Origin of the sequence: Undibacterium sp. Ji83W, from assembly GCF_049340385.1 — a bacterium.
Lineage (GTDB): Bacteria > Pseudomonadota > Gammaproteobacteria > Burkholderiales > Burkholderiaceae_D > Undibacterium.
Map to the genome: position 1 here is coordinate 850,439 of NZ_JBMPOZ010000001.1, position 26,003 is coordinate 876,441.

23 protein-coding genes and 2 riboswitches are annotated in these 26,003 nt (G+C 50.1%); of the genes, 12 read left to right on the plus strand and 11 right to left on the minus strand.

Annotated elements, in window-relative coordinates; all coding sequences use genetic code 11:
- Positions 1–17 precede the first annotated feature (17 nt).
- Positions 18–497, plus strand: coding sequence for a hypothetical protein (locus tag ACO0LD_RS03855; protein ID WP_423003873.1), 480 nt, complete (start codon positions 18–20; stop codon positions 495–497).
- Positions 498–661: 164 nt separating this feature from the next.
- Here the strand turns inward: ACO0LD_RS03855 and ACO0LD_RS03860 are convergent, their stop codons facing one another.
- The 4 genes from ACO0LD_RS03860 to ACO0LD_RS03875 all read right to left on the minus strand — a co-directional run bounded on the left by ACO0LD_RS03860 (position 662) and on the right by ACO0LD_RS03875 (position 3,983).
- Positions 662–1,048, minus strand: a complete 387-nt coding sequence (locus ACO0LD_RS03860) for a hypothetical protein (protein WP_423003875.1) — start codon at positions 1,046–1,048, stop codon at positions 662–664.
- A 69-nt stretch (positions 1,049–1,117) separates the two neighbouring features.
- Positions 1,118–1,543: an SMI1/KNR4 family protein gene (locus tag ACO0LD_RS03865; RefSeq protein WP_423003877.1), complete on the minus strand. Its 426-nt coding sequence runs from the start codon at positions 1,541–1,543 to the stop codon at positions 1,118–1,120.
- 117 nt (positions 1,544–1,660) lie between these two features.
- Entirely contained in the window at positions 1,661–2,356 is a 696-nt protein-coding gene (locus ACO0LD_RS03870) for a GntR family transcriptional regulator (RefSeq protein ID WP_423003878.1), read from the minus strand.
- Positions 2,357–2,666: 310 nt separating this feature from the next.
- A complete protein-coding gene (locus ACO0LD_RS03875) occupies positions 2,667–3,983 on the minus strand; it encodes a C4-dicarboxylate transporter DctA (protein WP_423003880.1) in 1,317 nt (438 codons plus the stop codon).
- A gap of 314 nt (positions 3,984–4,297) precedes the next feature.
- On the opposite strand from ACO0LD_RS03875, the gene ACO0LD_RS03880 reads away from it, so the two are divergent.
- Together ACO0LD_RS03880 and ACO0LD_RS03885 are read left to right on the plus strand one after the other, a co-directional pair.
- Entirely contained in the window at positions 4,298–5,557 is a 1,260-nt protein-coding gene (locus ACO0LD_RS03880; RefSeq protein WP_423004082.1) for an allantoate amidohydrolase, read from the plus strand.
- 43 nt (positions 5,558–5,600) lie between these two features.
- Positions 5,601–6,824 (plus strand): M20 family metallopeptidase, encoded by a 1,224-nt coding sequence (locus tag ACO0LD_RS03885; RefSeq protein WP_423003882.1) that lies wholly within the window; start codon positions 5,601–5,603, stop codon positions 6,822–6,824.
- A gap of 30 nt (positions 6,825–6,854) precedes the next feature.
- Here ACO0LD_RS03885 and ACO0LD_RS03890 read toward each other — a convergent pair whose 3' ends face one another.
- Together ACO0LD_RS03890 and ACO0LD_RS03895 are read right to left on the minus strand one after the other, a co-directional pair.
- Positions 6,855–8,576, minus strand: coding sequence for a methyl-accepting chemotaxis protein (locus tag ACO0LD_RS03890; RefSeq protein WP_423003884.1), 1,722 nt, complete (start codon positions 8,574–8,576; stop codon positions 6,855–6,857).
- 508 nt (positions 8,577–9,084) lie between these two features.
- Entirely contained in the window at positions 9,085–9,300 is a 216-nt protein-coding gene (locus ACO0LD_RS03895) for a hypothetical protein (protein WP_423003886.1), read from the minus strand.
- Between the two features lie 413 nt (positions 9,301–9,713).
- Here ACO0LD_RS03895 and ACO0LD_RS03900 point away from each other — a divergent pair, with 413 nt between their 5' ends.
- Both ACO0LD_RS03900 and ACO0LD_RS03905 read left to right on the plus strand, forming a co-directional pair.
- The gene (locus tag ACO0LD_RS03900; RefSeq protein ID WP_423003888.1) at positions 9,714–10,391 is read left to right on the plus strand and encodes a M949_RS01915 family surface polysaccharide biosynthesis protein; all 678 of its coding nucleotides are present in this window, start codon (positions 9,714–9,716) and stop codon (positions 10,389–10,391) included.
- Between the two features lie 99 nt (positions 10,392–10,490).
- Positions 10,491–11,414 (plus strand): prolipoprotein diacylglyceryl transferase, encoded by a 924-nt coding sequence (locus tag ACO0LD_RS03905; protein WP_423003890.1) that lies wholly within the window; start codon positions 10,491–10,493, stop codon positions 11,412–11,414.
- 100 nt (positions 11,415–11,514) lie between these two features.
- Here the strand turns inward: ACO0LD_RS03905 and ACO0LD_RS03910 are convergent, their stop codons facing one another.
- From ACO0LD_RS03910 to ACO0LD_RS03920, 3 genes are all read right to left on the minus strand, one after another.
- Positions 11,515–12,870: an MFS transporter gene (locus ACO0LD_RS03910; RefSeq protein ID WP_423003892.1), complete on the minus strand. Its 1,356-nt coding sequence runs from the start codon at positions 12,868–12,870 to the stop codon at positions 11,515–11,517.
- Between the two features lie 437 nt (positions 12,871–13,307).
- Positions 13,308–13,601 carry an STY0301 family protein gene (locus ACO0LD_RS03915; protein WP_423004083.1) on the minus strand — a complete coding sequence of 98 codons (294 nt, stop codon included), beginning with the start codon at positions 13,599–13,601 and terminating at the stop codon, positions 13,308–13,310.
- Between the two features lie 238 nt (positions 13,602–13,839).
- Positions 13,840–15,813, minus strand: a complete 1,974-nt coding sequence (locus tag ACO0LD_RS03920) for a peptidase U32 family protein (protein ID WP_423003894.1) — start codon at positions 15,811–15,813, stop codon at positions 13,840–13,842.
- 305 nt (positions 15,814–16,118) lie between these two features.
- On the opposite strand from ACO0LD_RS03920, the gene dacB reads away from it, so the two are divergent.
- Positions 16,119–17,624 carry a D-alanyl-D-alanine carboxypeptidase/D-alanyl-D-alanine endopeptidase gene (gene dacB / locus ACO0LD_RS03925; RefSeq protein WP_423003896.1) on the plus strand — a complete coding sequence of 502 codons (1,506 nt, stop codon included), beginning with the start codon at positions 16,119–16,121 and terminating at the stop codon, positions 17,622–17,624.
- Between the two features lie 22 nt (positions 17,625–17,646).
- Here dacB and ACO0LD_RS03930 read toward each other — a convergent pair whose 3' ends face one another.
- Positions 17,647–18,576: a hypothetical protein gene (locus ACO0LD_RS03930; protein ID WP_423003898.1), complete on the minus strand. Its 930-nt coding sequence runs from the start codon at positions 18,574–18,576 to the stop codon at positions 17,647–17,649.
- A gap of 187 nt (positions 18,577–18,763) precedes the next feature.
- Positions 18,764–20,218 (minus strand): tetratricopeptide repeat protein, encoded by a 1,455-nt coding sequence (locus ACO0LD_RS03935; protein ID WP_423003900.1) that lies wholly within the window; start codon positions 20,216–20,218, stop codon positions 18,764–18,766.
- Between the two features lie 176 nt (positions 20,219–20,394).
- Positions 20,395–20,486, plus strand: a riboswitch (glycine riboswitch).
- A 200-nt stretch (positions 20,487–20,686) separates the two neighbouring features.
- A riboswitch (glycine riboswitch) is annotated at positions 20,687–20,803 on the plus strand.
- Between the two features lie 51 nt (positions 20,804–20,854).
- On the opposite strand from ACO0LD_RS03935, the gene ACO0LD_RS03940 reads away from it, so the two are divergent.
- The 6 genes from ACO0LD_RS03940 (at position 20,855) to ACO0LD_RS03965 (ending at position 25,982) form a co-directional block, all read left to right on the plus strand.
- Positions 20,855–21,088 carry a hypothetical protein gene (locus ACO0LD_RS03940; RefSeq protein WP_423003902.1) on the plus strand — a complete coding sequence of 78 codons (234 nt, stop codon included), beginning with the start codon at positions 20,855–20,857 and terminating at the stop codon, positions 21,086–21,088.
- Positions 21,089–21,278: 190 nt separating this feature from the next.
- The gene (locus tag ACO0LD_RS03945; RefSeq protein ID WP_423003904.1) at positions 21,279–22,028 is read left to right on the plus strand and encodes a hypothetical protein; all 750 of its coding nucleotides are present in this window, start codon (positions 21,279–21,281) and stop codon (positions 22,026–22,028) included.
- A 44-nt stretch (positions 22,029–22,072) separates the two neighbouring features.
- Positions 22,073–22,660, plus strand: coding sequence for a C39 family peptidase (locus ACO0LD_RS03950; RefSeq protein ID WP_423003906.1), 588 nt, complete (start codon positions 22,073–22,075; stop codon positions 22,658–22,660).
- Between the two features lie 138 nt (positions 22,661–22,798).
- Entirely contained in the window at positions 22,799–23,089 is a 291-nt protein-coding gene (locus ACO0LD_RS03955) for a YkgJ family cysteine cluster protein (RefSeq protein WP_423003908.1), read from the plus strand.
- The gene (locus tag ACO0LD_RS03960) at positions 23,086–23,889 is read left to right on the plus strand and encodes an ornithine carbamoyltransferase (protein WP_423003910.1); all 804 of its coding nucleotides are present in this window, start codon (positions 23,086–23,088) and stop codon (positions 23,887–23,889) included. The genes ACO0LD_RS03955 and ACO0LD_RS03960 overlap by 4 nt, the downstream gene beginning before the upstream one ends.
- Positions 23,890–24,254: 365 nt before the next feature.
- Entirely contained in the window at positions 24,255–25,982 is a 1,728-nt protein-coding gene (locus tag ACO0LD_RS03965) for a methyl-accepting chemotaxis protein (protein WP_423003912.1), read from the plus strand.
- The last annotated feature ends 21 nt before the right edge of the window (positions 25,983–26,003 follow it).

Here is a 26,003-nt window from a genome sequence, read left to right on the forward strand (position 1 = left end):
TATTACGGTGACTATTGATGGATAATTTGGATTTTTTAGCTGCTGCAAATCTAATACATGCATGTACAGATATTGAGTTACAAAATCTTTTTTCAGAAATTCACTCATTCATCGAGCAGGAAAAAAGTAAAAGTAGCTGGATTGCAATAAAGAATAGCTCAGATTTTATAGCATTTGAAAAAGCACTCCAGCATCGAATACTCGTTGCCAATGATGAAGCTATCCTGACAGGCTGCCTATCAATTCTCACCATTTCTGAAATGGTCTCTGACGTCCAATTTATTATAGAAACGCTGGCACTGTCTGCGCGAAAGCTAAGACAGGCAGATGCGGTGCTGTATGCGGCAGTTCGATATGCGCTGTCAGCAGACCTTATGGATGACGATAGTTATGTGGAAGCATGCGGTGGTTTGAATATGAACGCTATGGAATGTGATAAGCACTTGCGAGTTGCAGAGAAGATTTTGCATCCTTTGGGAATTTCAACAACGGTATAGTTTGCGGTTTACGCGAGGTCAAGCCTTACAAGCATGTCTGGAGTTGCGCATCATCATCTTGGATTCACTTTAATATAGCAAACATCATCTTTCTCGATACATCTTGAGTGAGTCAACATGCGTATGATTACGCTCCTCTAATCATACCTCCGGGGGATTCTTCTTTAAGTTTTGAAGAAAAACCGAAAAATCAAATCTCCCAAAAAAGCCCCACATAAACTTCCAGCAACACAAATCGGCAAGACTATTAATGCAAGAAGTGGTGCGTCAGAAAAATTGCCCAGGTCAACCGGGACACCTATATATGAGGCTATCGAATGAGTAACAGAATTCAAAATGGCCATTAAAAATCCAAGTATGACAGCTTTCAATATGTAATTTTTATTTTCAAATAAACCAATAAAAAAGCCACACAAAGTAAGCCAAATGTATGGAAAGTATCTGGATTCTTGTGATAAATGCGGCGAAGTTAAGTACCATGAAGTTGCAGCTGCTAATTGAAACAGCAATGCGATGCCGATTACGATATAAGTTCTTTTTGAAAATTTCATTTTGCCCGGCCATCTGATTTCAAAATCAACTGGAAATGGAATTAATCAATTCAGCCAGAGTGGGCACTATTATTCATGCCAACAGCTCACGAATTCACTGAAACTACGAGCTACGAAAAGTGATTGCCCCGAAGCCGGATCGAATATATCAACTGTAGGCGAGCTTTTATCAAAATTCAAACAAATCAAATAAGCTCCGGCATCTCTTGCTATTGGAATAAATCTTTCTGGCAGATTAAAAACTCCGTGAGGGCGCGCATACCAGGAAATAGTAAACTGTCTGACTTCATCAGTGAATTCAAAAAATTCACTGATGCATGTCTCTTCTTCCTGGTATTCAAAAGTAGATATCTCTGGACAAGCACAATCACAATACATCACTAAATCTACATACGATTGTGGAAAAATAACATTAAGTTTTTCCTGTACTACAGACACGATCCGTGTATCGACAGATGATTTTTTCTCTGTTCCAAATGAATCCCAGTCAATCATCGTTTAATGACTCCAGCCAGTGATAAGCCCTGCACGATCACATGTACGTTTAAGTATGCGTGAATATTGCTTCCCCCGGATTTGCCCAAATCGCTTTTCGCATTAAAGCTCAATCGCTCAAGCCAGCAAGGCCGAAATAAAATCCTTCTTGTCACTCTTAGCCACTTCCTTGAATTGCAGCGCTGATTCAACATGGTGCAGATGATGGGCCATCAGTTCTACGGCTTTTTCTACGTCGCCTGCTTTTGCCGCCTTGATGAATTCTACGTGTTCGTCTGAGGAGCAACTGGCGTCGCGGCTGGACTGGTAGAGCATGGTGATGAGGGAACTGCGGCCCGCGAGTTTCATGAGGATGTCGGTCAGCACCTGGTTGCCTGCGGTTTTGGCGAGCAGGATGTGGAAATCGCTGAGCAGGGTTGAGCGTTCTTGTACGTTGTTGTCGCTGATGGCCTGGCGTTCCTGGAGCAGGTGTTGTTCTATGCGGGCGTAATCATCCGCTGTGGCCTTGGCGATGAATTCGCGTACCAGGGCGGCTTCGAGTATGCGGCGGACGAAGAATATCTCGTGTGCTTCCTGCTCGCTGGGCTTGCTGACGAAGGCACCTTTTTCTGGCACGAGGTCAATGAGCTTGTCCTTGGCCAGCATGACCAGGGCAGCACGGATTTTGGTGCGGCTGACAGAATACATGCGCGCCAGTGCCTCTTCCCTGAGCTTGGTGCCGGGCGGCAGCCTTTGCTCGGCGATGGCCGTGGTGATGTCTAGGGCGATGGCTTCTGAGCTGTCTGCCTGGTCTGTATTCGTGGTGACGGTCATATTCTTATTTACCTGTAGAGCTAGCGTGCTGCATGATGAGCTAAGGCGAAATTGTAACCTCTAGTGGACTGTAACAGTGAAAGCGAAAGTGAAGGACATGTGCCCGGCGTACCAGGGCAAGGCAAGGGTGGAACAAATGAACACAGCGATAGCGGGGCTATCGCGAGTATTTGCAACGCCGCCATGGTCGGCGCGCGCATGGCAGGCACTTCGCTTTTCACTGCTGCAGTCCACTAAAAGCATAACGCCCGAAGATTTTGGCCTTTGGGCGTTATTTTTGTCACATACTGATCACTTTCACGTCATTACCTCATCCGGCTGCCAGCTCGGCCTTGCTGTTCGCCAGATCATAACTGGCAATCGCAGCTGTATCGCCATTCAACACTGCGTGGGCGCGGCTTCTGTCTATATCTTTCTCCCATGCGGCGACAACCACGGTAGCGACACAGTTACCGATCAGGTTACCGAGGGCGCGGGCGATGCCGATGAACCAATCGACTGACAAGACCAGCACCAGTCCCACTACTGGTATAGCCGGTATGGCAGATAAGGTGGCAGCCAAAATGACTATCGCCGAGCCAGGTACGCCATGCGCACCCTTGGAGGTGACCAGTGCAATCGCCAGTATCGCCAGCAAATCAGAAAACGCCAGCGGGGTATTGGTAGCCTGGGCGATGAATACGGCGGCCAGCGTCAGGTAGATAGAAAATGCGTCGAGGTTGAAGGAATAACCGGTTGGTATCACCAGGCCAACGGTGGTGTCCTTGATGCCCATGTATTCAAGCTTTTTCATCACTTGTGGCAAGACCGAGTCAGACGATGCTGTTGCCAGCACTACCAGCAATTCTTCACGCAGGTATTTGATGAATTTGAAGATATTGAAACCAGCGACTTTCAATATCGCACCGAGTATGCCAAACACAAAGATGATGACGGCGGCGTAAAACAAAATCACCAGCAAACCCAGTTGCTTCAAAGACCCCACCCCATATTTGCCCACGGTGAAGGCAATTGCACCAAACACGCCCAAAGGTGCGAGCTTGATGATGAAGGACATGCACTTGAAAAACACTTCAGACAGGCTGCTGATTGCGTCGGCAATGGGGCGGGCTTTTTCACCTACCAGTGACAGGGCGCAACCAAAGATCAGCGAAAACAGCAAGACCTGCAGCACATCGCCCGAGGTAAATGCACTTACCACGGTGGTCGGGATGATCTTCATGACAAATTCGGCAAAGCCTGCGCTTTTGACCTTATTGGCATTATCGACATAGGTGCTAAGAGTGCTGGCATCGAGCGAGGCTGGGACGATGTTCATGCCCTCGCCAGGGTGGAAGATGAATGCCAGCGCCAGACCCAGTACCAGGGCAATGGTGGTCACCACTTCAAAGTAGATCAGGGCCTTGAGGCCGACACGCCCCACTTTCTTGAGCTCGCCTGCACCATAAATGCCATGGACAACAACACAAAAAACGATCATGGGAATGATCATCTTGATCAGTTTGATAAAGCCATCGCCTATGGGTTTGAGGCTGACGCCAAAACTGGGGTACAAGACCCCTATCAGTATCCCGGCTGCCAGGGCAATAAGCACCTGGCCAAAAAGTGATTTATAGATACGCTGCACGATTACCTCCTGATTGACTGGTTAGCACTACTTGATGTGACTTAACTCAAACCTCACTCCAACTCATTGATAAATATACGAAAATTCTTGCAGACCTCACCATCAAGCCAGCTTTTCAGGAAGTGATCTGAAATCAAATATACTGCATCCAATTATTGTATGCAATAAATGAATTCAATAGTAGAATCCAAAAAAACAGGCAAAAACAGCGGACACCCTGGCAAGCAAATGCAGTTTGTTTCACAGCAGAAACCATGAGAGCCGCACGCCACTATGAAGTGTTCAATAAAACACCTGACAAGGAGGAGACCAGCATGTCGAGCAAGATGCATTCCTACGCGAGTTGTGGCTCGCAAATCATGAACAGGGCTGAGGTTTTAGCGCAACATACCGAAACACCCGGCATGTTGACGCGCAGCTACCTGACCCCGGCGCACCACAGCGCCGCCACCCAACTGGCTGAATGGATGTGCGCTGTCGGTATGAACGTGCGGCGCGACATGGCAGGCAATGTCATAGGCCGTTATGAAGGCCTGGAACCCGATGCCCCCGCCCTGCTAACCGGCTCGCATTTTGATACGGTGCGCAATGCGGGTAAATATGACGGCAACCTCGGTATCTTGCTGCCGCTGGCCTGTGTAGAACAATGGCATGCGGCGGGCAAACGCTTTCCGTTCGCGATAGAGGTCATCGGCTTTGCAGAAGAAGAAGGTGTGCGCTTCAAAGCTACCTTGCTAGGCAGCCGCGCCGCCGCAGGCACGTTCGACATGGCTGTGCTGGATAATCTGGATGACAGCGGCGCGAGCATGCGTGAAGTGATGACGGCTTCTGGCTTTCACCCAGCCGGGCTGGCCAAGGCCGCTTATAATCCGGCCAGCGTGCTGGGCTTTGTCGAAGTCCATATAGAACAAGGGCCGGTCTTGCTGAATGAAAGCCTGGCGCTGGGCGTGGTCACGGCAATCTCCGGTGCTACCCGTTATATGGTGGAGGTGGAAGGCCTGGCAGGCCATGCAGGCACCGCCCCTATGGGCATGCGCCGCGATGCCGCCATGGCAGCAGCAGAAACCGGCCTGTATATAGAACAGCGCTGCCAGGGCATACCCGGCCTGGTTGGCACGGTTGGACAATTTAACGTACCAAATGGCGCTGCCAATGTAGTGCCTGGCAAGGCAGTATTTTCGATAGACATACGTGCTGAGCAGGACGCAGTACGCGAGCAGGCCGTGGCCGATGTGCTGGCACAAATCGAGCGCATCGCAGCACGCCGCAAGGTGCATTTCAATCTGCGTAGAACCCATGAAGCTGCTAGCGTGCCTTGTGCGCCATGGCTGCAACAGCAACTGGCCAATTCCATTACTGACTGTGATGTACCCTTACGTCACCTGCCCTCAGGTGCAGGGCACGATGCCATGGCGATGGCTGCCATCTGTGACGTTGCCATGCTGTTTGTACGCTGCGGCAATGGCGGCATCAGCCATCACCCGGATGAAATCATGACGGCAGAAGATGCCGCACTCGCCGCGCAAGCCTTCGCCCATTTTGTTGAACACTTTCAATCGAGGCGTCAAGCATAAGACGCCCAACCACACTCAACACTCACCATGAAAGCTCTCCACCATGAATAACTACGAACAACTCGACGCCTGGATAGACAGCCACTTTGACGAGCAAGTCAAATTCCTGCAAGAACTGGTACGCGTACCGACCGATACACCGCCCGGCAATAATGCACCGCATGCAGAACGCACAGCAGATCTTTTGCAAGACATGGGTATCAGCGCAGAAAAGCATGCTGTGCCAGATAGCGAAGTCAAAGACGCAGGCCTGCAAAGCATTACCAACCTGCTGGTGCGCCGCCAGTATGGCCCTGGCAAGACGGTGCTGCTGAATGCCCATGGTGACGTGGTGCCACCGGGTGAAGGCTGGACCAAGAACCCTTACGGCGGTGAAATAGAAAACGGCAATATCTATGGTCGTGCCACAGCTGTCAGCAAATGTGATTTCTCGACTTACACTTTTGCCCTGCGTGCACTGGAAGCAGTTGCCAAACCAAAGGCTGGCACGCTGGAATTGCTGTTTACTTATGATGAAGAATTCGGTGGCGAAGTCGGCCCGGGCTGGATGCTCAAGCATGAATTGATCAAGCCTGACCTGATGATTGCCGCCGGTTTTTCTTACCAGGTCATCACGGCCCATAATGGTTGCCTGCAAATGGAAGTGACCGTGCACGGCAAGATGGCGCACGCAGCTATCCCTGACTCTGGCGTCGATGCCTTGCAGGCTGCGGTGAAGATATTGAATGCCCTGTATGTACAAAACACGCTCTACAAACAAGTCACATCGAAGGTAGAAGGCATCACCCATCCTTACCTGAATGTGGGCACGATAGAAGGCGGCACCAACACCAATGTCATCCCAGGCCGCGTGACATTCAAGCTCGACCGCCGCATGATACCGGAAGAAAACCCGGCAGAAGTCGAAGCGACTTTACGCAAGCTCATCAGCGATACCGCCGCTGAGTTGCCCGGCATTAGCGTTGATGTAAAACGCCTCTTGCTGGCAAATTCCATGCGCCCATTGCCGGGTAATACGCCTTTGGTAGAAGCAATACAAAAACATGGCGGGGCTGTGTTTGGTGAAGCGATTCCTGCTCTGGGTACGCCGCTCTATACCGACGTGCGTCTGTTCTCGGAAGTGGGCATACCGGGTGTTATCTATGGTGCAGGGCCGCGTACTGTGCTGGAGTCCCATGCGAAACGGGCAGATGAACGTTTGAACCTGGAAGACTTGAGGCGGGCAACCAAAGTGATTGCCCGCACACTGCAAGATTTGCTGCAATAAAAAACGAACGCAAATGAGAGCGTCAGTGAATCAGAACTCTTCCCAATCGTCTTTGCTTGCTGAAGATGCATTTTGTTTCACTGGCGCTGGGTCAGCTTTTTTTACAATCACCTGCTTTTTAACATTGCTTAAGGCGCGCACGCTCTTATTGGCGCTGCCAGACATTGTATTACCGCCCGTTTTACGCACTGTAGTCACGGCAACTGTATGCGCGCTATCCAGCTTGAAGGTACTGACCAGTTGCACCAGGCCACCGGCCTGATCGCGCAGTGATTCTGCTGCCGCCGCTGCCTCTTCAACTAACGCTGCATTTTGTTGGGTAACGGCGTCCATCTCGGTCACAGCGCGGTTGATTTGTTCGATGCCTGCTTCCTGTTCGCGCCCCGCTGCAGTCAACTCGCCCATGATGTCGGTCACGCTGTTGATGCTGGAGACTACCTGGGCCATGGTGGCCCCAGCCTCATCGACCAGGCGGGTGCCGATACCAACTTTTTCTACCGAATCATTGATGAGATCCTTGATTTCTTTGGCTGCGCTGGCGGAGCGTTGTGCAAGATTACGCACCTCGGAAGCGACCACGGCAAACCCGCGCCCCTGCTCACCTGCACGCGCTGCTTCTACAGCAGCATTAAGCGCGAGGATATTGGTTTGAAAGGCGATGCCGTCAATCACGCTGATAATGTCCACAATTTTTTTGGATGACTCATTGATCTTGCCCATGGTGTCCACCACTTGCGACACCACTTGTCCACCTTTGGTGGCAACATCTGCTGCCGACACTGCAAGTTGATTAGCCTGGCGAGCATTGTCGCCGTTGTGCTTGACGGTGGAAGTCAGCTCTTCCATGGAAGATGCGGTTTCTTCCAGTGAACCTGCCTGTTGCTCTGTGCGGGAAGACAAATCAAGATTGCCCGTGGCGATTTCTGTCGAGGCACCGGCGATGGTATCAGCACCAGTACGCACCTGACTGACGATGCTGGCAAGGCTCTCTTGCATGCTTTGCATCGCTTGCAAAACACGACCAATTTCATTATTGGAATCGACGATAATCTTCTCACTCAAATCCCCATTGGCGAGCCTTTCAGCCGCCCCTCTTGCGACTAGCAGTGGTTGGGTAATAGCGCGGATGATAATATAGGCACTAACTACGGTGAGTAAAATAGCGAACAGAGTGACGACGGACAGTGTCAATCTTGCTGCAGAAAATGATGCCTCTGCCAATTTGGATGATTCCATTGCACCAGCATGATTAAGCTCAACTAATTTTTCGAGTGATTCGCTGGCAGCATCATAAAATTTCTTACCCTCACCTTCCAGTAATGTCTTGGCCTCATCATTTTCTTTTTTTCTTGAATGGGCAACTACTTGCTCATGAACTTTCAGGTATTTAGCCCAGTTTTCTGCAAAACCGGTATATAACTTTTTTTCCGTTTCGCTACTGATCAGTTTGACATAGGACTGATTTTCTTTGTCCAGCACTGCCAGCATTACTGCAATCCGCTTGTCGAGCACATCAAGCGCTGCATCATCGTTATTGAGGACATGCCTGAATTCAAGCATGCGCAAATTAGCAATTTGGGTGTCAATGCGGTTGGCTACTTCAACACTGGGTAGCCAGTCTGTGGTGATTTCATTAGTTGCTTCACTCATCGCCGACATCTTGAAATAAGACGCGCCAGAGACAAGCAAGAGCAAAGCCAGCATCAGGCTGAAGGTGGCAATCAGGCGGGAAGAGATCGAAAAATTTTTCATTGAATACCTCTCTGTACAACATGAATTTCGAATTGGTACTGGTCAGTACCATACCGCGAAGCCAAAGTAACAATGGCGTGCGCAAGCAAAGTTAAAACTATAGTAGCGGACAATTGCTGTCTTGCAATGTCATGAAACAAGATTTCACGCTTCAGTGATAGAGGCGCAATTGAGATTTGACGGGCTGGACCGGCGTCAGATGTTGATGCTCACTTTTTTGAGATTGACAATATGGCCATGAAAAATAAGGATGCAAAATCGGCATCGTTGCGACACTGAGATAGCCGGGGTTTTGCTTGCGCTGGATTTGAGTTGCGCTTGAATTGAGCTTAAAAATTCCCAGAATCCATTTCATCAACTTGCGTTGAATTCTGAGATTGCTGCACAGCGGGCATACGTGATAGATGATGAAGCAAGATAGAAGGCAGGGGTTTGAATTTCAACGAGCGTGCGATGTTCATGCTTAAGTTCATATCGCACGCAGTTGATCACTGGCATAAGATTCTGGTCAGGCTAACTGGCTTTTTCTGTCCGCCGCTGCGGCCTGGTTGCGGGCGATTTCGAGTTCCATGGCTTTCATCTTTTCCTGATGTTCCATGCTGCGGCTTTGCATGTCAGTTTCATGCTGGCTGGTCTTGATCCAGGCATGGCAGACCGAGTAAGCGATGGCAACAGCAAATGCACCGAGGGGAACGATTTGAGAGTAAGACAGTATATCGGACATGATGAATTCCCTTGCTTGGTTGATGGAGACGATAGTGGACTGTAACAGTGGAAATCGGACTGCCTGTCATGTGCGCGACGATCATGGCTGCGTTGCAAATACTCGCGATAGCCCCACTATCGCTGCGTTTTGCGTCTTGCCCTGATGCGCCGGGCACATGCCCTTCACTCTCGATTCCACTGTTACAGTCCACTAGTATAGGGAAGCAAAGTCAGGTGCATAAGTAGCGGCTGTAAGCAGTATTTCATGACATTTGTCATGCCCCTGGTTTGGTGAACAGCAAGGCTGGCAAACGGGGCACCGGCAAAAACTGCCGCAGCAACAAAGTAATACAGGTGTTACAGGATTTTCTTGCTAAGCTAAGCGCCCTGATCAAAGAATCAATAAGGCGTGCAAAAACGCCAAACGCTGCCATGAAATATCTACTCCCCCTGCTTGCTTTGCTACCGGCCCTCGCCTTTGGCCAGGGCAAGGATAGCAAAACCATCTGCACTGATGAGCGCCTGCTGCAGTCAGATACATTGAAAAAGTCCGGCATACTCCTGCCAGTGTTCAAGCATTACTGCTATGGCGACCAGTCTGGCAACTACGTACTTTATCTGACTGAAAAGCAGGACGTGAAGCAAGGTGAAGAAAAACTGTCCAGCGCTGTGGAAGCGCACCTGCTGAAGATAGAGGCTGACAAGTCCCTGAGCAGTATTGCCAGCATACGCGACAAGGTCAATGCTGATGAAGCAGGCATGGAATTCTGGAGCAAGCTGACAGAAATCAGCGACATCGATAATGACGGTAACATGGAACCCATCCTGGTCTATCGCTTTTATAACAAGGATGAGGCAAAGATAGATCATGATGCTTTTTCAGGGCGCATCAAGATCATCATGTTTTATAAGGGTAGCAAAGTCGTCATACGTGCCATCACGGGTAATCTGGATGGCGAACGCGAGACGACAGCGACCGGGAACTTCTTCGCCTTGCCTGCCTCAGTGCAAAAACACCTGGTGAAGAAAATGACGGGCATGTACAAGGATAATCTGTATGGCTTCGATAATAGTTATCAATTCGTGCCGAGAAAATCGAAGGGGAATTAGCTGCGGCTATCCACGACCCTCACGTGAAAATCAAGATCGAAATATGTGGTGAGGTACCCCATGTTAAGATAAAAAATTATCTTTTGAATAAAGACGCACATGGCCTTTCCCTATTTGACAGATGTAGTACACAGTCTGTTTGGCATTTCCCTGCCATTGCCTATGCCCATGTTTGGCCTCTTCGTTGCTATCGCCATGCTGGTTGCTGCATACGCGCTCAAGCGTGAACTGCAGCGCAAGCACAGTAATGGGCAAATCAGTAATGCCAGAATGAAGAGCAAGAATGAAAAGGGAGTCAGTACTTTTATAGAAGTGCCGCCACAAGAAATCGTCGCCGATCTCAGCTTTGTGGTCATGCTGGCTGGTATCGCTGGTGCGAGACTATTTCATATACTTGAACATACCGACGAATTTATGGCCAGCCCATGGGCAATGATATTCACTACGTCTGGCCTGAGTATTTTTGGCGGGTTGATCGCAGGTACACTGGCTGGCCTGTACTGTGTCAGACGGTGGCAATTGGCCTTGCGCCCCACCCTTGATGCTGCAGCACCAACGATGATGCTGGGCTATGCCATAGGCCGCATCGGTTGCCAGGTGTCTGGTGATGGTGACTGGGGCAGCGTGGCAAACCTGGCACTCAAACCAGACTGGCTGCCGCTGTGGACATGGGCGCAAACCTATGATAACAATATCGTCGGTGCCATCATTGCAGCACCGGGTGTCTATCCCACGCCCTTGTATGAAGTTTTGATGAGCATGGCTTGCTTTGTCTTGTTATGGGCTTTCAGGAAAAATCCTTTCCAGGCTGGGTGGTTGTTTTCCATGTATATGTTGCTGGCTGGCGTAGAACGTTTGTTGATAGAAAAAATCCGCATCAATCCTGTATTCGATATCCTTGGCATCCATGCGACGCAGGCAGAATTCATCTCCGGTGCCCTGATTGCTGCTGGGCTTACCGGCATGCTGGTATTGCGCAAGCGCTCGCCAGCGATGCCACAGACAGGCGCAAAGGCGAAATAGCCGGACTTATCTACCAACCAGCTTGTCGTCGACATATAGCCCAGGTTTGTCTGGGTTATGCATTTCACTGTTTGCTGACCAGGATTTCTGTTATTTTTATTCAACCTTTGGCAGGAATAAATTCCATACGCTTGATATCACCAACAATAAACACATAGCAAAAAATAGCGATGGCAGCATTGGCAGCCACAAAAACCAGTGCACCTGCAAATGAGCCTGTGGCTTGCAGGATATAGCCAATGACGATAGGCGTGGTAATGCCAGCGACATTACCAAAAGTATTGAACAGTGCTCCACTCAAACCACCGGCTTCTTTTGGTGCAGTGTCAGATACCACAGCCCAACCCAGGGCACCAATGCCTTTACCAAAGAATGCCAGTGACATGGTGGCAATGACCAAGGCATCTGTCGTGATGTAATTGCAGAAGATCATGCTCATCGCCATGAGCAGGCCGATGACGATAGGTGTTTTTCTGGCTTTGGATAATGAGATGCCGGACTTGATCATGCGGTCAGAAATGATACCGCCAAGTACCCCGCCAATGAAGCCTGCTATCGCGGGTACGGCAGCGACGAAGCCCGCTTTGAGAATGGTCATATGCCTCTCTGTTACCAGGTACACCGGGAACCAGGTCAGGAAAAAATACGTCAATGTATTGATGCAATATTGGCCGATGTACACGCCGAGCAGCATACGGTTGGACAGCAATTGTTTGATGATGGACCTTGTATCAAGTTGCTCTGTTTTTTTGACCTGATGTGCAGTCTCAAGATCAATCAATGCCCCACCGTCTTTTAAATACTGGAGTTCTGCAGCATTGATACGCGGATGCGTTTGCGGGTCGTGCAGTTTGAATTTCCAGACGACAGACATCATGATGCCCAGAGAGCCCATGACATAAAATACGCTAGGCCATCCCCATTGATGAACTATCCAGCCCATGAAGGGCGCAAAAATCACGGTCGCAAAATATTGCGCAGAATTGAAGATCGCCGCCGCCAACCCACGCTCACTGACAGGGAACCAGGCAGAAGCGATGCGGCTGTTACCCGGAAAGGATGGTGCCTCTGCAGCACCAACCAGCAGGCGCAGCGCAAACAGCACGGCAATCGCCATCGCCCCTGATAAAAAGCCCACCAGGCCCATGAGCATGGTAAACAGCGACCACAGGAAGATGCTGAAGAAATAAGTCCCTTTGGAACCATATCTGTCGAGCAGCCATCCACCAGGAATTTGCGCCAGTACATAAGACCAGGCAAACGCCGAAAAAATAAATCCCATCTGCACCGTGGACAGACCAAGGCTCTTGCTTAACTCTGGCCCGGCAATGGAGATAGAGGCACGATCAGCATAGTTAATGGTCGTTACAATAAATAAAATCAGCAAGATACCCCAGCGGGTTCCTGTACGTGTCTGGCTATTTTGCCTGTCCAATATCAATGCTTGCGCGTCCATCTTGTCCCCAATTTGTATAGTTTTTTCGGCATGGCATGCAGCCATCTGAGTGGCGCAATACCAATGCCAGTTAAATATATCTAAAACTATACATTGTTATAGGATGTCATACAACTGTGGATTGTAACGAAGACAGATAACTGAGGAACTTTATCCTTTTCAGCAAACCTTATATGGGAGGTAAGTGATATCTTATTGCTAGAACGGCACATCAGATTATTATTGCGGTAATCCTCCAACATTTCGTTGTCCGATAACATACAATTACCATCTAGCTTTTAGTAAGCATGACACTAGTGTGCTTTGCAATTTTGCAGGAAGCTGTCCCACTCTCCAGTCAAGTCAATTCGTATGAATATGGCCCGGCAAATTTGATCTGGATTACATCATACCGTCTGCAACCTGGTCTCGTGAAAAATCACCAGCCATGGCAGCATTTACTTACATTGAATACTAAACTGATTTTTTTTATTGATTTGATAGTTGCATTTGCTGACCCTTTGCTTGAGATCAACCCGTTCAACATGCCCATCAGCGTACTTGCAGAGTACCGTAACAGAGCGCTTTTGATCGTATACAGAGCCCAATATCCAGTAGCCTGAACGCTTCCCACTCTCTTCGGGCACCAGACTTGCAAGTTCTTCGGGCGTACCATCAAAGACGGTAACCGAGACCGGAAATGACTCGTCCCGGCGCGGACAAGTCTCTGCAGAAAATGCTGGCTGTAGCATGCTGACTGTCAGACATGCGCAAACCAGGCTTTTCAACTTGAATTTAATAAGCACAGTATCCTCTCCTTAAGTGGCAAAAAAGTGACGACAAAAGATGACGTCAAAAAACTGGTTCCAGATTATCACATTGATGCGATAAGCCATTCACCAGAATCTTCACGAACTCTGACCCACAATACAAGAAAGGCCCAAAAAGCATTTCCACTTTTTGAGCCTGCGATTTCCATCCATTAAAACATCACACCGTCTGCGGCCTGTTCTTATGAAAAGTCACCGTACTGTATTGCACAGATGATGGTGGTGCTGCTTGCAGTATGTGTTTTTTCATTGCGCCGATGATATGCATCTCACACGGTTTGCAGTCGAATTTCAATGTGTATTTTTCTTCGCCTGTGACCAGGGTCATGGGTTCGGCCTTGACCTGGCCTTGCACACCTTGCACACCCTTGGCCTGTTTGGGGCAGAGGTTGAAGGAGAAACGCAGGCAGTGCTTGGTGATCATCAGCGAGACTTCGCCCGGTTCCTCATGCGATTCGTAGGCCGCAGCGATCAGTTGTACTGCGTGTTTTTCATAGAAGCTGCGGGCCTTGTGGTTGTACACATTGGCGAGATAGCTGAGCGTAGTTTCTGGATAGGCGACTGGCGGTTCGACTGCCGGTGTACGCTCAGGACGCTGCCATGCTGCGCTACGTGCGACTTCATGCGCAGCCACCGCATCACGACGCAGGGCGTTGATGACGGAGGATGGTACAAACCATGGTTGTTGCAAATCGAGATTGACCTGGGCTGCCTCAAACATGGTGTTACCTAGTTTGGCGAGGTTATCGCGCAGGCCCGCTTCTGCCTTGTCTCGGTTTTGAGCTGGTTCCAGTGCGAGTTGGGTGCTGACTTCAGAAGTCACGCCGTCTTCGTCGGTCATCTTCAGCAGCAAGCCATCAGCCTGTTCTGTCAAAGTCATATAGACAGGAATGCGGCGCTCAGCAGATTTCTTGGTCAGTGCATGTTCCCAGCGGTGATCGCGGTTGCGGTTGATCAGGGTACCGACTTTCAAACCTGTCAGTTCTGCCATTTTTTCATTCGGGAAGACGCGCCAGATTTCACCGTTTTCTGATGCACCTACGCGCTCTACCGTGTTGGCTTGTATGCCTGCAACGTCGCGTTTGACCATGTAGTTGAGGCCATCACCATTCGACATGGGTTCATTGGCTTCGATCTCAAAGAAGTTGGCGGCCAGACGGGTGACATAACCGAGGTGCAGGCCTACATATTTGGGGGAATCGAACGCACCTATGTCTTCAAGACGGCCATTGGCGAAATAATCGGTATGACCACGGTGGAAGTTCTTGTCCACATTGGGGCTGAATGACACCTGACTATTGCCGCTGGAAGCGCGTGTAAATTCTGGCCTGCGTTCCAGAATTTCATCAAGCAATAAACGGTAATGGGCGGTGATGTTCTTGACATAGCCCATGTCCTTGTAGCGGCCTTCTATCTTCAATGACTGTACGCCAGCATCAAGCAAGGCTTCGAGGTTGCGGCTCTGGTCATTGTCTTTCATCGACAGCAGATGTTTTTCATAGGCGACTATCCTGCCCTCGCCATCGCTGAGGGTATAAGGCAAGCGGCAGGCTTGCGAGCAATCACCACGATTGGCGCTGCGGCCATTATCGGCATGCGAGATATAGCATTGGCCAGAGAAGGCTACGCACAATGCACCATGGACGAAATATTCAAGCGGCGTGGCAACTTGCGCCTTGATGGCCTGTATCTGTTTGATCGTCAGTTCACGCGCCAGTACCAATTGTGAGAAGCCGACATCGCCAAGGAACTTGGCTTTTTCCACGCCACGGATATCGCACTGTGTGCTGGCATGCAGCTGGATAGGCGGGATGTCGAGTTCCAGTATGCCCATGTCTTGCACAATGAGGGCATCAACACCTGCCTCATACAATTGACGTATCTGCTTCCTTGCCGGTTCCAGTTCAGAATCATGCAGGATGGTGTTCATGGTCACGAAGATGCGCGCATGATAACGGTGGGCAAATTCCACCAGGCTGGCTATCTCACTGATTTCATTACTGGCATTGTGCCGCGCACCAAACGAAGGTCCGCCGATGTACACGGCATCAGCACCATGCAAGATCGCTTCGCGGCCTATCTCTACAGTTTTGGCAGGCGATAAAAGTTCGGTCTGGTTGGCAAGCAAGCTCATGACGATGGCCGGTGACAGGGAAAGGGCGAAATTATAAAGGAAATCAAGGGCTTATGTCGTATTTGCTGCTGTAACCCAGTATTAATTGAATGTTGATTAAGCAATATATGTACTGGCAAAGCCGCTTTCTTGAGTTTCAATCAACATTAATGCCTGGTTTTTGTCTTTAGCAGTGTAGATCAAGGTGGGCAAATAACCAGAAGATATGCGGCGCAGACAAAATTTCATTGCGCAAAAAGAACGCTTTCCTGTTTCCCTTTCTTGCCTGCTCTACAATGTTGTCTGCCACGATCAAATCTGAACTTATGCGCCTATCTCCTGCCAGCCTGTTATTCGTTTTACCCTTGTTACCTGCTTTTGCATTCGCACAAGCCAATCTACCGTCCTCAGTAGAAGCAGTGTTCAACAGGACCAATGTGCCAGTCCAGGCATTCAGCGCAATTGTCATGCCTGCCAGTGGCGGCCAACCAGTGTTGATGCAGGCGGCAGACCGGCCCATGAACCCGGCATCTGCCATGAAGTTGGTGACGACTATCGTAGGGCTGGAAGAACTGGGGCCGACCTTTCGCTGGAAGACACAGATACTGGCCGACAAGAGCAACAAGAAAGATATCTACGCTGGCAACCTGTACATACGCGGTGGTGGAGAGCCCAACCTGACCATAGAAAAACTGGGCGGCATGTTGCGCAATCTGCGCCAGCAAGGTTTGCGCCGCCTGCGTGGCGACATCATTCTTGACCGCAGTTATTTCCAGCCTGAGCGGCCAGATATCGGTGCGCCACAATTCGATGAATTCCCCGATGCTTATTACAACGTCATACCCGATGCACTGCTGGTCAACAGCAACCTGAGCAGCATCGCCCTTGAATCAACATCGGACAAAATCGAGGCACGCCTTAACACGCCGCTGGACAAGGTCAAGATCGTCAATCACCTGCACTTCAATGAACTGCCCTGCTCTGCCTGGGAAACGGAATGGCAGCCGCCTGTCATCGAGATGGTCAACAATATGGCAGATGATCCCGAGACAGATAACCCGAATGCGCCAGCCAGCAAAAAGCCTGTACGCCAGACCACCAAAGCTGGCCTGGAGATTACACTCAGTGGCGGTTTCCCCAAGCGTTGCAAGATCATGAACAATATCAATATCCTTGACCGCAACCAGTATCTCGCGCACCTGATACGCGCACTATGGCAAGAAATGGGCGGCACCTGGCAGGGTGAAGTGCGCGATGGTAAGACACCTGCCTCGGCCATGGTATTGGCTGAGCGCCAGTCCGAACCGCTGGCCGATATCCTGCGCATCATCAACAAGCAGTCTGACAATGTCATGGCGCGCATGCTGTACCTGACTTTGGGCGCAGAGTCTGCCAACAAACAGGGCATGAGCAATTTGCAGGCAGCGGACGCACGCATCCGGCAATGGTTGTTCAGGCAGGGCATCAATGATGCCGGGCTGGTGCTGGAAAATGGTTCTGGCCTGTCACGCGTGGAGCGTATCAGCCCGCAACAAATGGCTGGTTTATTGCAGGCGGCTGCACGTAGTAACTGGTATGCAGAATTTGCCAGCAGCCTGCCGGTCGCATCCATGGACGGCACCATGCGCCGTCGCCTCAAAGGTGGTCCGGCAGAATTGCGCGCCCGCATCAAGACCGGCACCTTGAAAGATGTGGTGGCTATTGCAGGCTATGTGCGGGACATCAATGACCAGCAATGGATAGTGGCAGCGATGATCAATCATGATGAGGCCGTCAAGGCGAAAGGCGCGCTCGATGAGTTGATTACCTGGGTAGCCGCAGGTCGCCCATAGATTTCACTGCGATTCACTGCGCCTATTTGGCTTTGACCGGCTTGTCATTCACCACGACATACTTCTGCGTATCGGCATCAAACACCAGCTTCTTCTTGCCCTTTTGTGCGGTGATGACGAAGTCATAGCTGTTGGTGCGTTCACCTGCACTGTCGGTCATGCGGCTGACCTGGCGGTAACCGTAAGTCTTGCCTGCAAATTCGACGATGAGCGGGCCTGGTGCGGCGATGCCGGGGGCCAGCTCCCACCTGGCCAGGTAGTCATAGCAATGTGGTGGGTCTTGTTCATTTTCATGCAGGTGCAGGCGCGGATGCTTGCCTTTACCTGGGCGCATCATGTTTTCGCATTCCGGGCCGCTCTCCACATGTTTGACGAGATCCACATCCTTGTCCTTATCAAGCATGGGGCTGATCTTGTCTGCTTCTATGCGCAACAAGCGCAGCCATACATGCACTTCGTTTTTTTCTACATGGCTATGTTCTATTGCCATAGCAAAGTCACCGGGGAATAATTCCACCATGCTGGTCTTGCTGATACGCCCATTGGCTGCCAGCCATTCAACCACATCCTGACGATTGGTCAGTGACCATGCTTCGGCACGGCGCTTGAACCAGTAAGCGGCAATCAGGTTAGGCAAACCCGATGCCAATGGTTCACCCTTGACCAGCAAGACCGCAGTATCTGCATCGAGTTTTTGTACATGCAAGGCATGCATGCGCAATGCCAGTTGGGTCGTCGTGGGAACAGAGGCTGGCAACTCGGCCTTTAACTGTGGTGCCCTGATGATGTCCTTGTCGTCATTGATATCCCAGCCCTTGAACACCAGGCGCATGAGGTCACGCTGCTCCAGCGTTTGCACCGACTCATTGCGTGCGCAGGCCACCAGCATGCACAGGCATAACATGAGTGCTGTGTAAGCGGGTAGGAGAGTGAAACGCCGGGTTAATTGCACTGGAGAAATTCTTCTGGATGGAGCAATGTAGATTTTAACTGATAGCTGCGCGGTGGCGGTTGTTTGGAGGGCGGGAAAATTTTTTTGATGGCAGATTTGCGGGGTTCATAAAACCTGGCTTTGTGCCACAAATCTTTCCCTGGGGAGGCAGAAGTCTCCATCCTCAGGTTCTATCTACAAAAGCGCTCTACTCCCCATTCTTGAACCGCCTTACAGCCTCATCCCGTTTGGCGATGAGCTTGTCACCCTTGGCCTGCATACCCAGGGCAAAGTAAGACTGCGCCAGGGCTTCCAGGGTGTAGATGTCCCACTCATTACCGTTGGCCATGCTCTTTTCCAGCAAGACGATGGCTTGTTTGTGGTTGTTCTTTTTGGCATATAGCAGGGCCAGTTCATTCACCAGCAATTGATAGGGCTGGCTGGTCAGGCCACGTTCAAACCAGATGCGTGCACCTTCCTGGTCTTCGCGGTAAATGGCGATGCCCTGGTAATAACAGAGGCGTGATTTCAATTCATCCACCAGTATTTCATCACCCGTGGTCTTTCTGATGTTGCCGATGAAAGTCTCCATCTCAGAAAAAGAACCGCCCCATTGAGGCAGCAATTTGCTCAGATAGGCATACACTGGCGAATACAATTTGGGGTCATATTGCAGCGCGTTTTTCAGCAAGGCGTTGTCACCTTCCTTAATGCCAAGTGCCCTGTTATTGACTATCAATTCACCTGCGCAGATAGCGCAAGACTTGATTTTTTCATTGGCTTTGGTGAGGTCTACCCTTGCCACGCTGGATAATTTATGAAAATCAGCAAACTGTTTTTTACTGGTTTCGGCGGCCAGTTTATCACCACGAGCGTCCCATGCCTGCTGCTGCAAGAACATGCCGCGTGCCAGATAAGCATAGCCATACATGCTGGATTTTACCCAGACGTCAAACTGCTTTTGAAAATCTTTGTCCAACCGCGACAAAGTGCCAAAACGCTTATACAGGGTATTTGACTTCAGCCTGCCAGCCTTGTTTTGTGCAAACGCGCTATCCAGTGCAATATCGAGTTTTTTGAATTCGCCGCGCCACAGCATGCCAACCAGGATGTTTTGCTCATGTTCTTCATCAGCATAATTGCTGCCCAGTTTTTGCAGTTCAGGATTTTCTGTTGATCGCTTCATCCACACAGCCTGATGCAATTCGGTATTTCCAGCATCGCGAAAAGACTGGTGCCAGATTTCTTGATAGCCCTCTTGCACCATGCTGTTTTTGCGGGCGATATACCATTCTGCCGTCATGCCCCAGTAAGAATAAAATCTCTCCATATCCTTGGGGAAGGGATGGAAGTAGGCTTTATAGCTGAGCATGTCCTTGTCACTTTTTTGCCCCACCACCTTATAAGGCATGAAACGGCTTTCCACCATTTTTTGCACCAACTGTGTCAATGCAGGATCAGACAGCCAGGCGCTTTCCTTCACTTTGTCATTGACAGCATCCTGCGCGGCGGGTTTGATTTGTGCATGGACGTGCATGGCAGAAAAGCCCAATGCCATTGCACAGGCCAGGCTGAGTTCACGCAAAATTGAACATTCTTTTAATCGGGATTTGCCAGTCAATTGCTGAGTCATGGATGGTGAGGTGATTGAAATATTCAGCAATCATAGCCTGACAGTCAAGTAAAAGCCAAACGCAGATACTCATGTGGGATACAAATCACAGATTCCATGAAAACAGAAAAATAAACCATTTGACATCAAAAATGATTTGCAAATGAGTAATGTGTGCACTATGCTCATTTCTACAACTTGTACAACAGGTTGAGCACATTACGAAAAAAATGATATCGGGAGAGACTGTCAAATAAGGACAGCGCCGAAGGAGCAACCGCCCCGGAAACTCTCAGGCAAAAGGGACCGTTATCATTGGAACTCATTTCATGAATAAGGGTGGGTGCGAACAAGGCGATTTGGGATGCAGTGCAAGGCGTGGTGTGCGGCCAAGGCTCATGCCTTGGCAAGCAATACAACACAGCAATGCGCCCAAATCACCAGTTCCCGAAGGGTTTGATTCATAAGGCTGACAGCCTTATGAATCAAGCGCACCTCATTATTATTTATGAAATGAGTTCCGCCAACTCTGAAGAGCTGCCTGACTACGTCGCCAGGCACACCGAAGGAGCAAGCATTGCGACCTTACCAGCAGGCGCAGGCGAAATCTCTCAGGTCCAGGACAGAGGGGGTATCCGTTGCGTAACTGCGCACGGACATCCCTTTGACGTCTGGAGTCTGCATACCATGAAATTCATCCATTTGAACGGTGACACTGTCACCGCGATGGCGGCCGCCTGCGCGCTGTCCATCTATAAAACCGGGTTCTACACTGATTGCAAAACCGTGTTCAACAGCATGCGCGATACTCAGCACGCAGCCAGCCATGATGTCCCTAACTACAAAGATGATCTCAGTATCACCACAAGTCTTTTTCTCTCACACGATATACGACCGCAGTGTAGTCACATTCATTATTGACGCTGACCAGCTCAAGTTCTTTCTAATAAAAATTCTGGTTATAGAGTTCTGAACCGCTCTATAAGCTGATCCCCTATTCCCGTTTGCGCGGGAATGTTGTCCGGCATGCCCAGCCATGCCGTGTTTCAAGCCGCCCAGTCCGCTTGAATGGGCGAGCTATTGTCTAAATTTAACCAAGGAGTAAATCATCATGCATTTTCACCCTGTTTCAAGATTCAAAAAATCCACCCTGGCCGCTTTGATACTCAGTATCAGTTGTGCTGTCGCCAGCCCTTCACTATTGGCACAAAATGTGACCAGCGATATTGGTGGAACAACTGATCAGGCACGTCTGGTCAGTGCTGCTGCGCAACGCGATTTTGCCGAGTTTGTGCAGTTCAATGTGCAGCGTCGCGGCGGCACTTTGCCGCCTGAATTCCCGCTCGAAGTCAATGATGTGCAAGACCTCAAGGATGCCAAGATAGGCTATGGTTTTCCAGTCTATAGCCTGCCGCCGCAAGATGTCATGAATGGCCGTGGTGATTTGCGCAGCATGGCAAAAGCAACCGGCGAATGGCGCTTTGTCATCACCCTCAATGACACACCGATAGGTCTGGCAACACTGCGGCAAAACAACGGGCGCTGGGGTGTAACTTCGTATGGTGGCGCAGTGCTGGCCAAGGACGTCGATGCAGCTATTGCCGTACACGGCAATAGCACACGCTCCAACTTGCGCTTTATCCGTGTCTATCAAGCCATGTCGGATTTTCTGGAAGTAGTTTCGCCTACCGATGCACGTGCCCGCTTTGCCCCCCTGCATTCAGCACGTCAGACTTTGCTGCTGCAACAGCGCAGTGAAAAACTTGGCACACAATCTGCCAACAATGGCTTGCTGGAACAAAGCGACATTCTTGAACCTTTGCGTGTCAGTGTCAAACGCAATATCGACAGCTTCCGCTAAACCAGCAACCATCTGAATATACCTACAATAAATACGGAGATATCATGAAAAAAAATCTGTTAAAGCTCATATTCGTCTTGGGAGCAATGCTGGGCATACCCAGCGTTTATGCGCAATACCGTGCATTGAATGTGCCGCTGGTCACGCAAGAGCATAGCCAGTGGTGCTGGGCAGGCAGCAGCAAGGCATTGCTGAGCTTCTACAATCAAAATCCCAGCCAGTGCCAGATCGTGAACTGGGCTTATGGCCTGAATTACGCCTGTGGCAATACCAATTTTAACTGGAACAGCAACGCCAACCAGCCTAACTCCATGTACGGCAGCGGCGGCAGCGTGCAAAACATCCTGGCACATTGGGGGGTGTCAAATACTGCCTATAGCTATGCATCGTCATGGAACACGGTGGTCAATGACATCAATGCCAACCGCCCCTTTGTCATCCGCTATGGCTGGACCAATGGCGGCGGCCATATCATGGTCGGCACAGGCTATGAAGTGTATAACGGCAGCAACTACATCTACATCATGAACCCATGGCCAGGCGAAGGCAAAACTTACAGAACCTATGGCTCTGCCGTGTCCGACTATGATCATCAGTGGACACATACACAGCGCATGAATGTCAGTGGTTGATATTTGAAATAGTGATGCAGTAAATTGTATAAAAAGCAGGCGGGAGCTTGTGCATTTAATACCTCCCGCCTGCCTGGTAAATTTCTTGATGCTTTTTTATGCTGGCGCGACAACATCCGCATCCATTAAAATGCGTACATGAGTACTTCTTTTTCCTGCCGCCCCCGTTGCGCCGCCTGCTGCATAGCACCGTCCATCAGCAGTGCCATACCTGGTATGCCCAACGGCAAACCCGCAGGTGTGCCTTGCATACAACTCGACGAACATTTGGCTTGTAAAATTTTTGGACGTCCAGACCGGCCAGCAGTTTGTGCAGGCTTGCAGCCTTCGTTTGATATGTGTGGTGAGAATCGCGAGCAGGCCATGTTTTTCCTGACGCAGCTTGAACTGGCAACAGCACCGGCTTTTTCGCAAGGCAATATTGTATGAACCTGATTCAGATCTCTGATCTATCCGCGAACGATATCACCAATATCTGGGACATGGTCGGGCAAGCCGATATGCAAATCCAGGGAAGAGTCGCCTGGTCTTTTGAAGGAAATGGTATACGGACCCGCACCAGTTTCATACAGGCATTTCAGGAACTGGGCTTGAGTTTTATTGAACTGCCCAATTTGCTCAAGACGGCAGAAAGAACAACTGACCTTGCGGCTTACCTGGATGACTTTTACGATGTCTATGTCATACGTGAACGCAATCACGAGCGCCTCGCGCAGTTTGCCAGTGATAGCCGCCGCCCTGTCATCAATGCGCTGTCCAGCCTGGGACATCCTTGTGAGGTGTTGACGGATGCTTATTATGTGAACCAGCAAATCGCTCCAATAAGGCAAGCGCGAATATGTCTGTGGGGGCCGCCCAGCAATGTCATGCTGTCCTGGCATGAACTGGCGTCAGTGATGGAGTTTCAGATTACCCAGATATGTGAAGCTGCTTTTCATGAAGAAAAGCCTCACGTCAGCTATACCTCATCGATTTCTTCCAGCTTCGATATTGTCATCACTGATGGCTGGCCTGGCACTTATGACAATGCAGAATGGTCATTGACAACCGCACACCTTGAGCAAATGGGTAGTCCAAAGTTTTTGCCAACGCCGCCATTTTCCATAGGCAAAGAAATCGCCCTTGACCCGGTCAGCTACGCAGGTTTTACAGGTTATCAGCAAAAAAACTTACTCTTGCCTGTGCAAAAAGCCATACTGCTCTACTTGCTAAACAAGACACAGTCCTGACGACCAAGGCCCGTTTAACATGCCTTTTAAGCAAGCCAAAAAAGCATGTTGGCGCGGCTGAATATCTGGATGGTTTTTTGTAAATTTTCGTCTAGACTGTACTTAACAAATCTTGACCATGTCCTGGTCAAGCTAACCTCATGACATGCGGCCACATAAGATTTAGCTATAGCAGATGCAACAATTGTTATAAAAATTTGCATAAAAAGCATACAAACTTCATACATTTAGCTTATAACTTCAACGTATAATTGCCGCATGGAAATTATATTTCCAATCTTTATGATGCAGGCCATCCGCCACACCATACATCAGTATAGGGGTCTGCATTTTCAATTTGTCTTACGACAACAAATAGAAAATCTATGACCTCTCTAGTTAAACACCTTTCGGTGGGCAAACGCTTAGGCCTGGGCTTTGTACTCATCCTTGCTCTGTTCTTTGTGACTACCCTCGTCGCTATCATCAAACTTAATACCGTTGCTGCGGCAGCAGATAATCTATTGAAAGACCCACTGGCGACCGAGCGCCTGGTGAGTGACTGGTACCGCAATATTCACACCGGCGTGCGCCGCACAACGGCAATTGCCAGAAGTAGCGATCCGTCGCTGGCAACTTTCTTTGCCGCAGAACAGGAAGAGTCCACCCGCGTATCTGGCTTGTTGCAAAAAGCCATTGCTGAACATATGACCAGCCCCGATGAAGTCGCTCTCTTCAAAGAAATCGGTGAACAGCGCCAGGCTTACCTGAATACCCGTAACACCGTTGTTACCTTGAAAAAAGATGGCAAAGTCGAAGAAGCCAACGAAGCCCTGGAAAAAGGCTTTATTCCCGCAGCTGCGCTGTATGTCAAAAAAATAGAAGAAATGCTGAGCTTGCAACGCAAGCAGATTGACGACATGTCAGCTGAAATCCAGCAGACCTATCAAACCAGCCGCATCCTTTTGATTGCCCTGTCGCTGATCGCCGCCATGCTGTCGATACTCTGCGCCTGGCTGATGACTATCTCGATTACCAGGCCGCTCGCAAGGGCCACGGCAGTTGCTGAAAAAATGGCGCAAGGCGATTTGAGTGAGACCATAGAAATCAAACTGCATGATGAAATCGGCAAGATGATGCATGCCATCAACGGCATCAACACTGGCCTGAGCAACGTCATTGGTGATGTACGCCATGGCACTGAGACCATCAATGTGGCAGCGGCTGAAATTGCCTCTGGCAATGCTGATCTGTCGTCGCGTACAGAATCACAAGCCAGCTCACTGGAAGAAACCGCCTCGTCGATGGAAGAACTGACATCCACAGTCAGGCAAAATGCGGACAACGCCCGTCAGGCCAACCAACTGGTGATCTCGGCATCTGGTGTCGCCGTCAAGGGTGGTGAAGTGGTGGGCCAGGTGGTTGAAACCATGGGCTCGATCAAAGAGAGTTCACGCAAGATTGTCGATATTATCTCTGTCATTGATGGCATAGCCTTCCAGACCAATATCCTGGCCTTGAATGCCGCCGTTGAAGCTGCCCGCGCAGGTGAACAGGGTCGTGGTTTTGCCGTGGTAGCGACTGAGGTGCGTAACCTGGCACAGCGCAGCGCATCTGCCGCCAAGGAAATCAAGCACCTTATTGATGACTCGGTAGGCAAGGTCGAGCATGGTAGCCGCCTGGTGGATACTGCTGGCCAAACCATGACAGACATCGTCACCAGCGTCCAGCATGTGGCCGACATCATGAGTGAAATCACTGCGGCCAGCCAGGAGCAAAGTGCCGGTATTGAGCAAGTGAACCTGGCCGTCACGCAAATGGATGAGATGACGCAGCAAAACGCGGCCCTGGTCGAAGAAGCTGCGGCAGCGGCAGAAAGCATGCGCGAGCAATCTGGAAGACTCTCTGAACTGGTCGCCCAATTCCATATCATGGCACAGGCACCAAAGCCGGAGGTACAAGCTAGCCGCCCCGTCAATGCCGGACGCCAGCCAGTCATTGCCAGAGCTGCAGGCAGACCAGGCAACACAGCAAATACAGCCAAAGCACAAATCCGCCAGATCCCGCAAAGAAAAACTACTGCGAAGGCTGAACAGGATTGGGAAGAGTTTTAATAGATGCAGGCTCAGGCCATC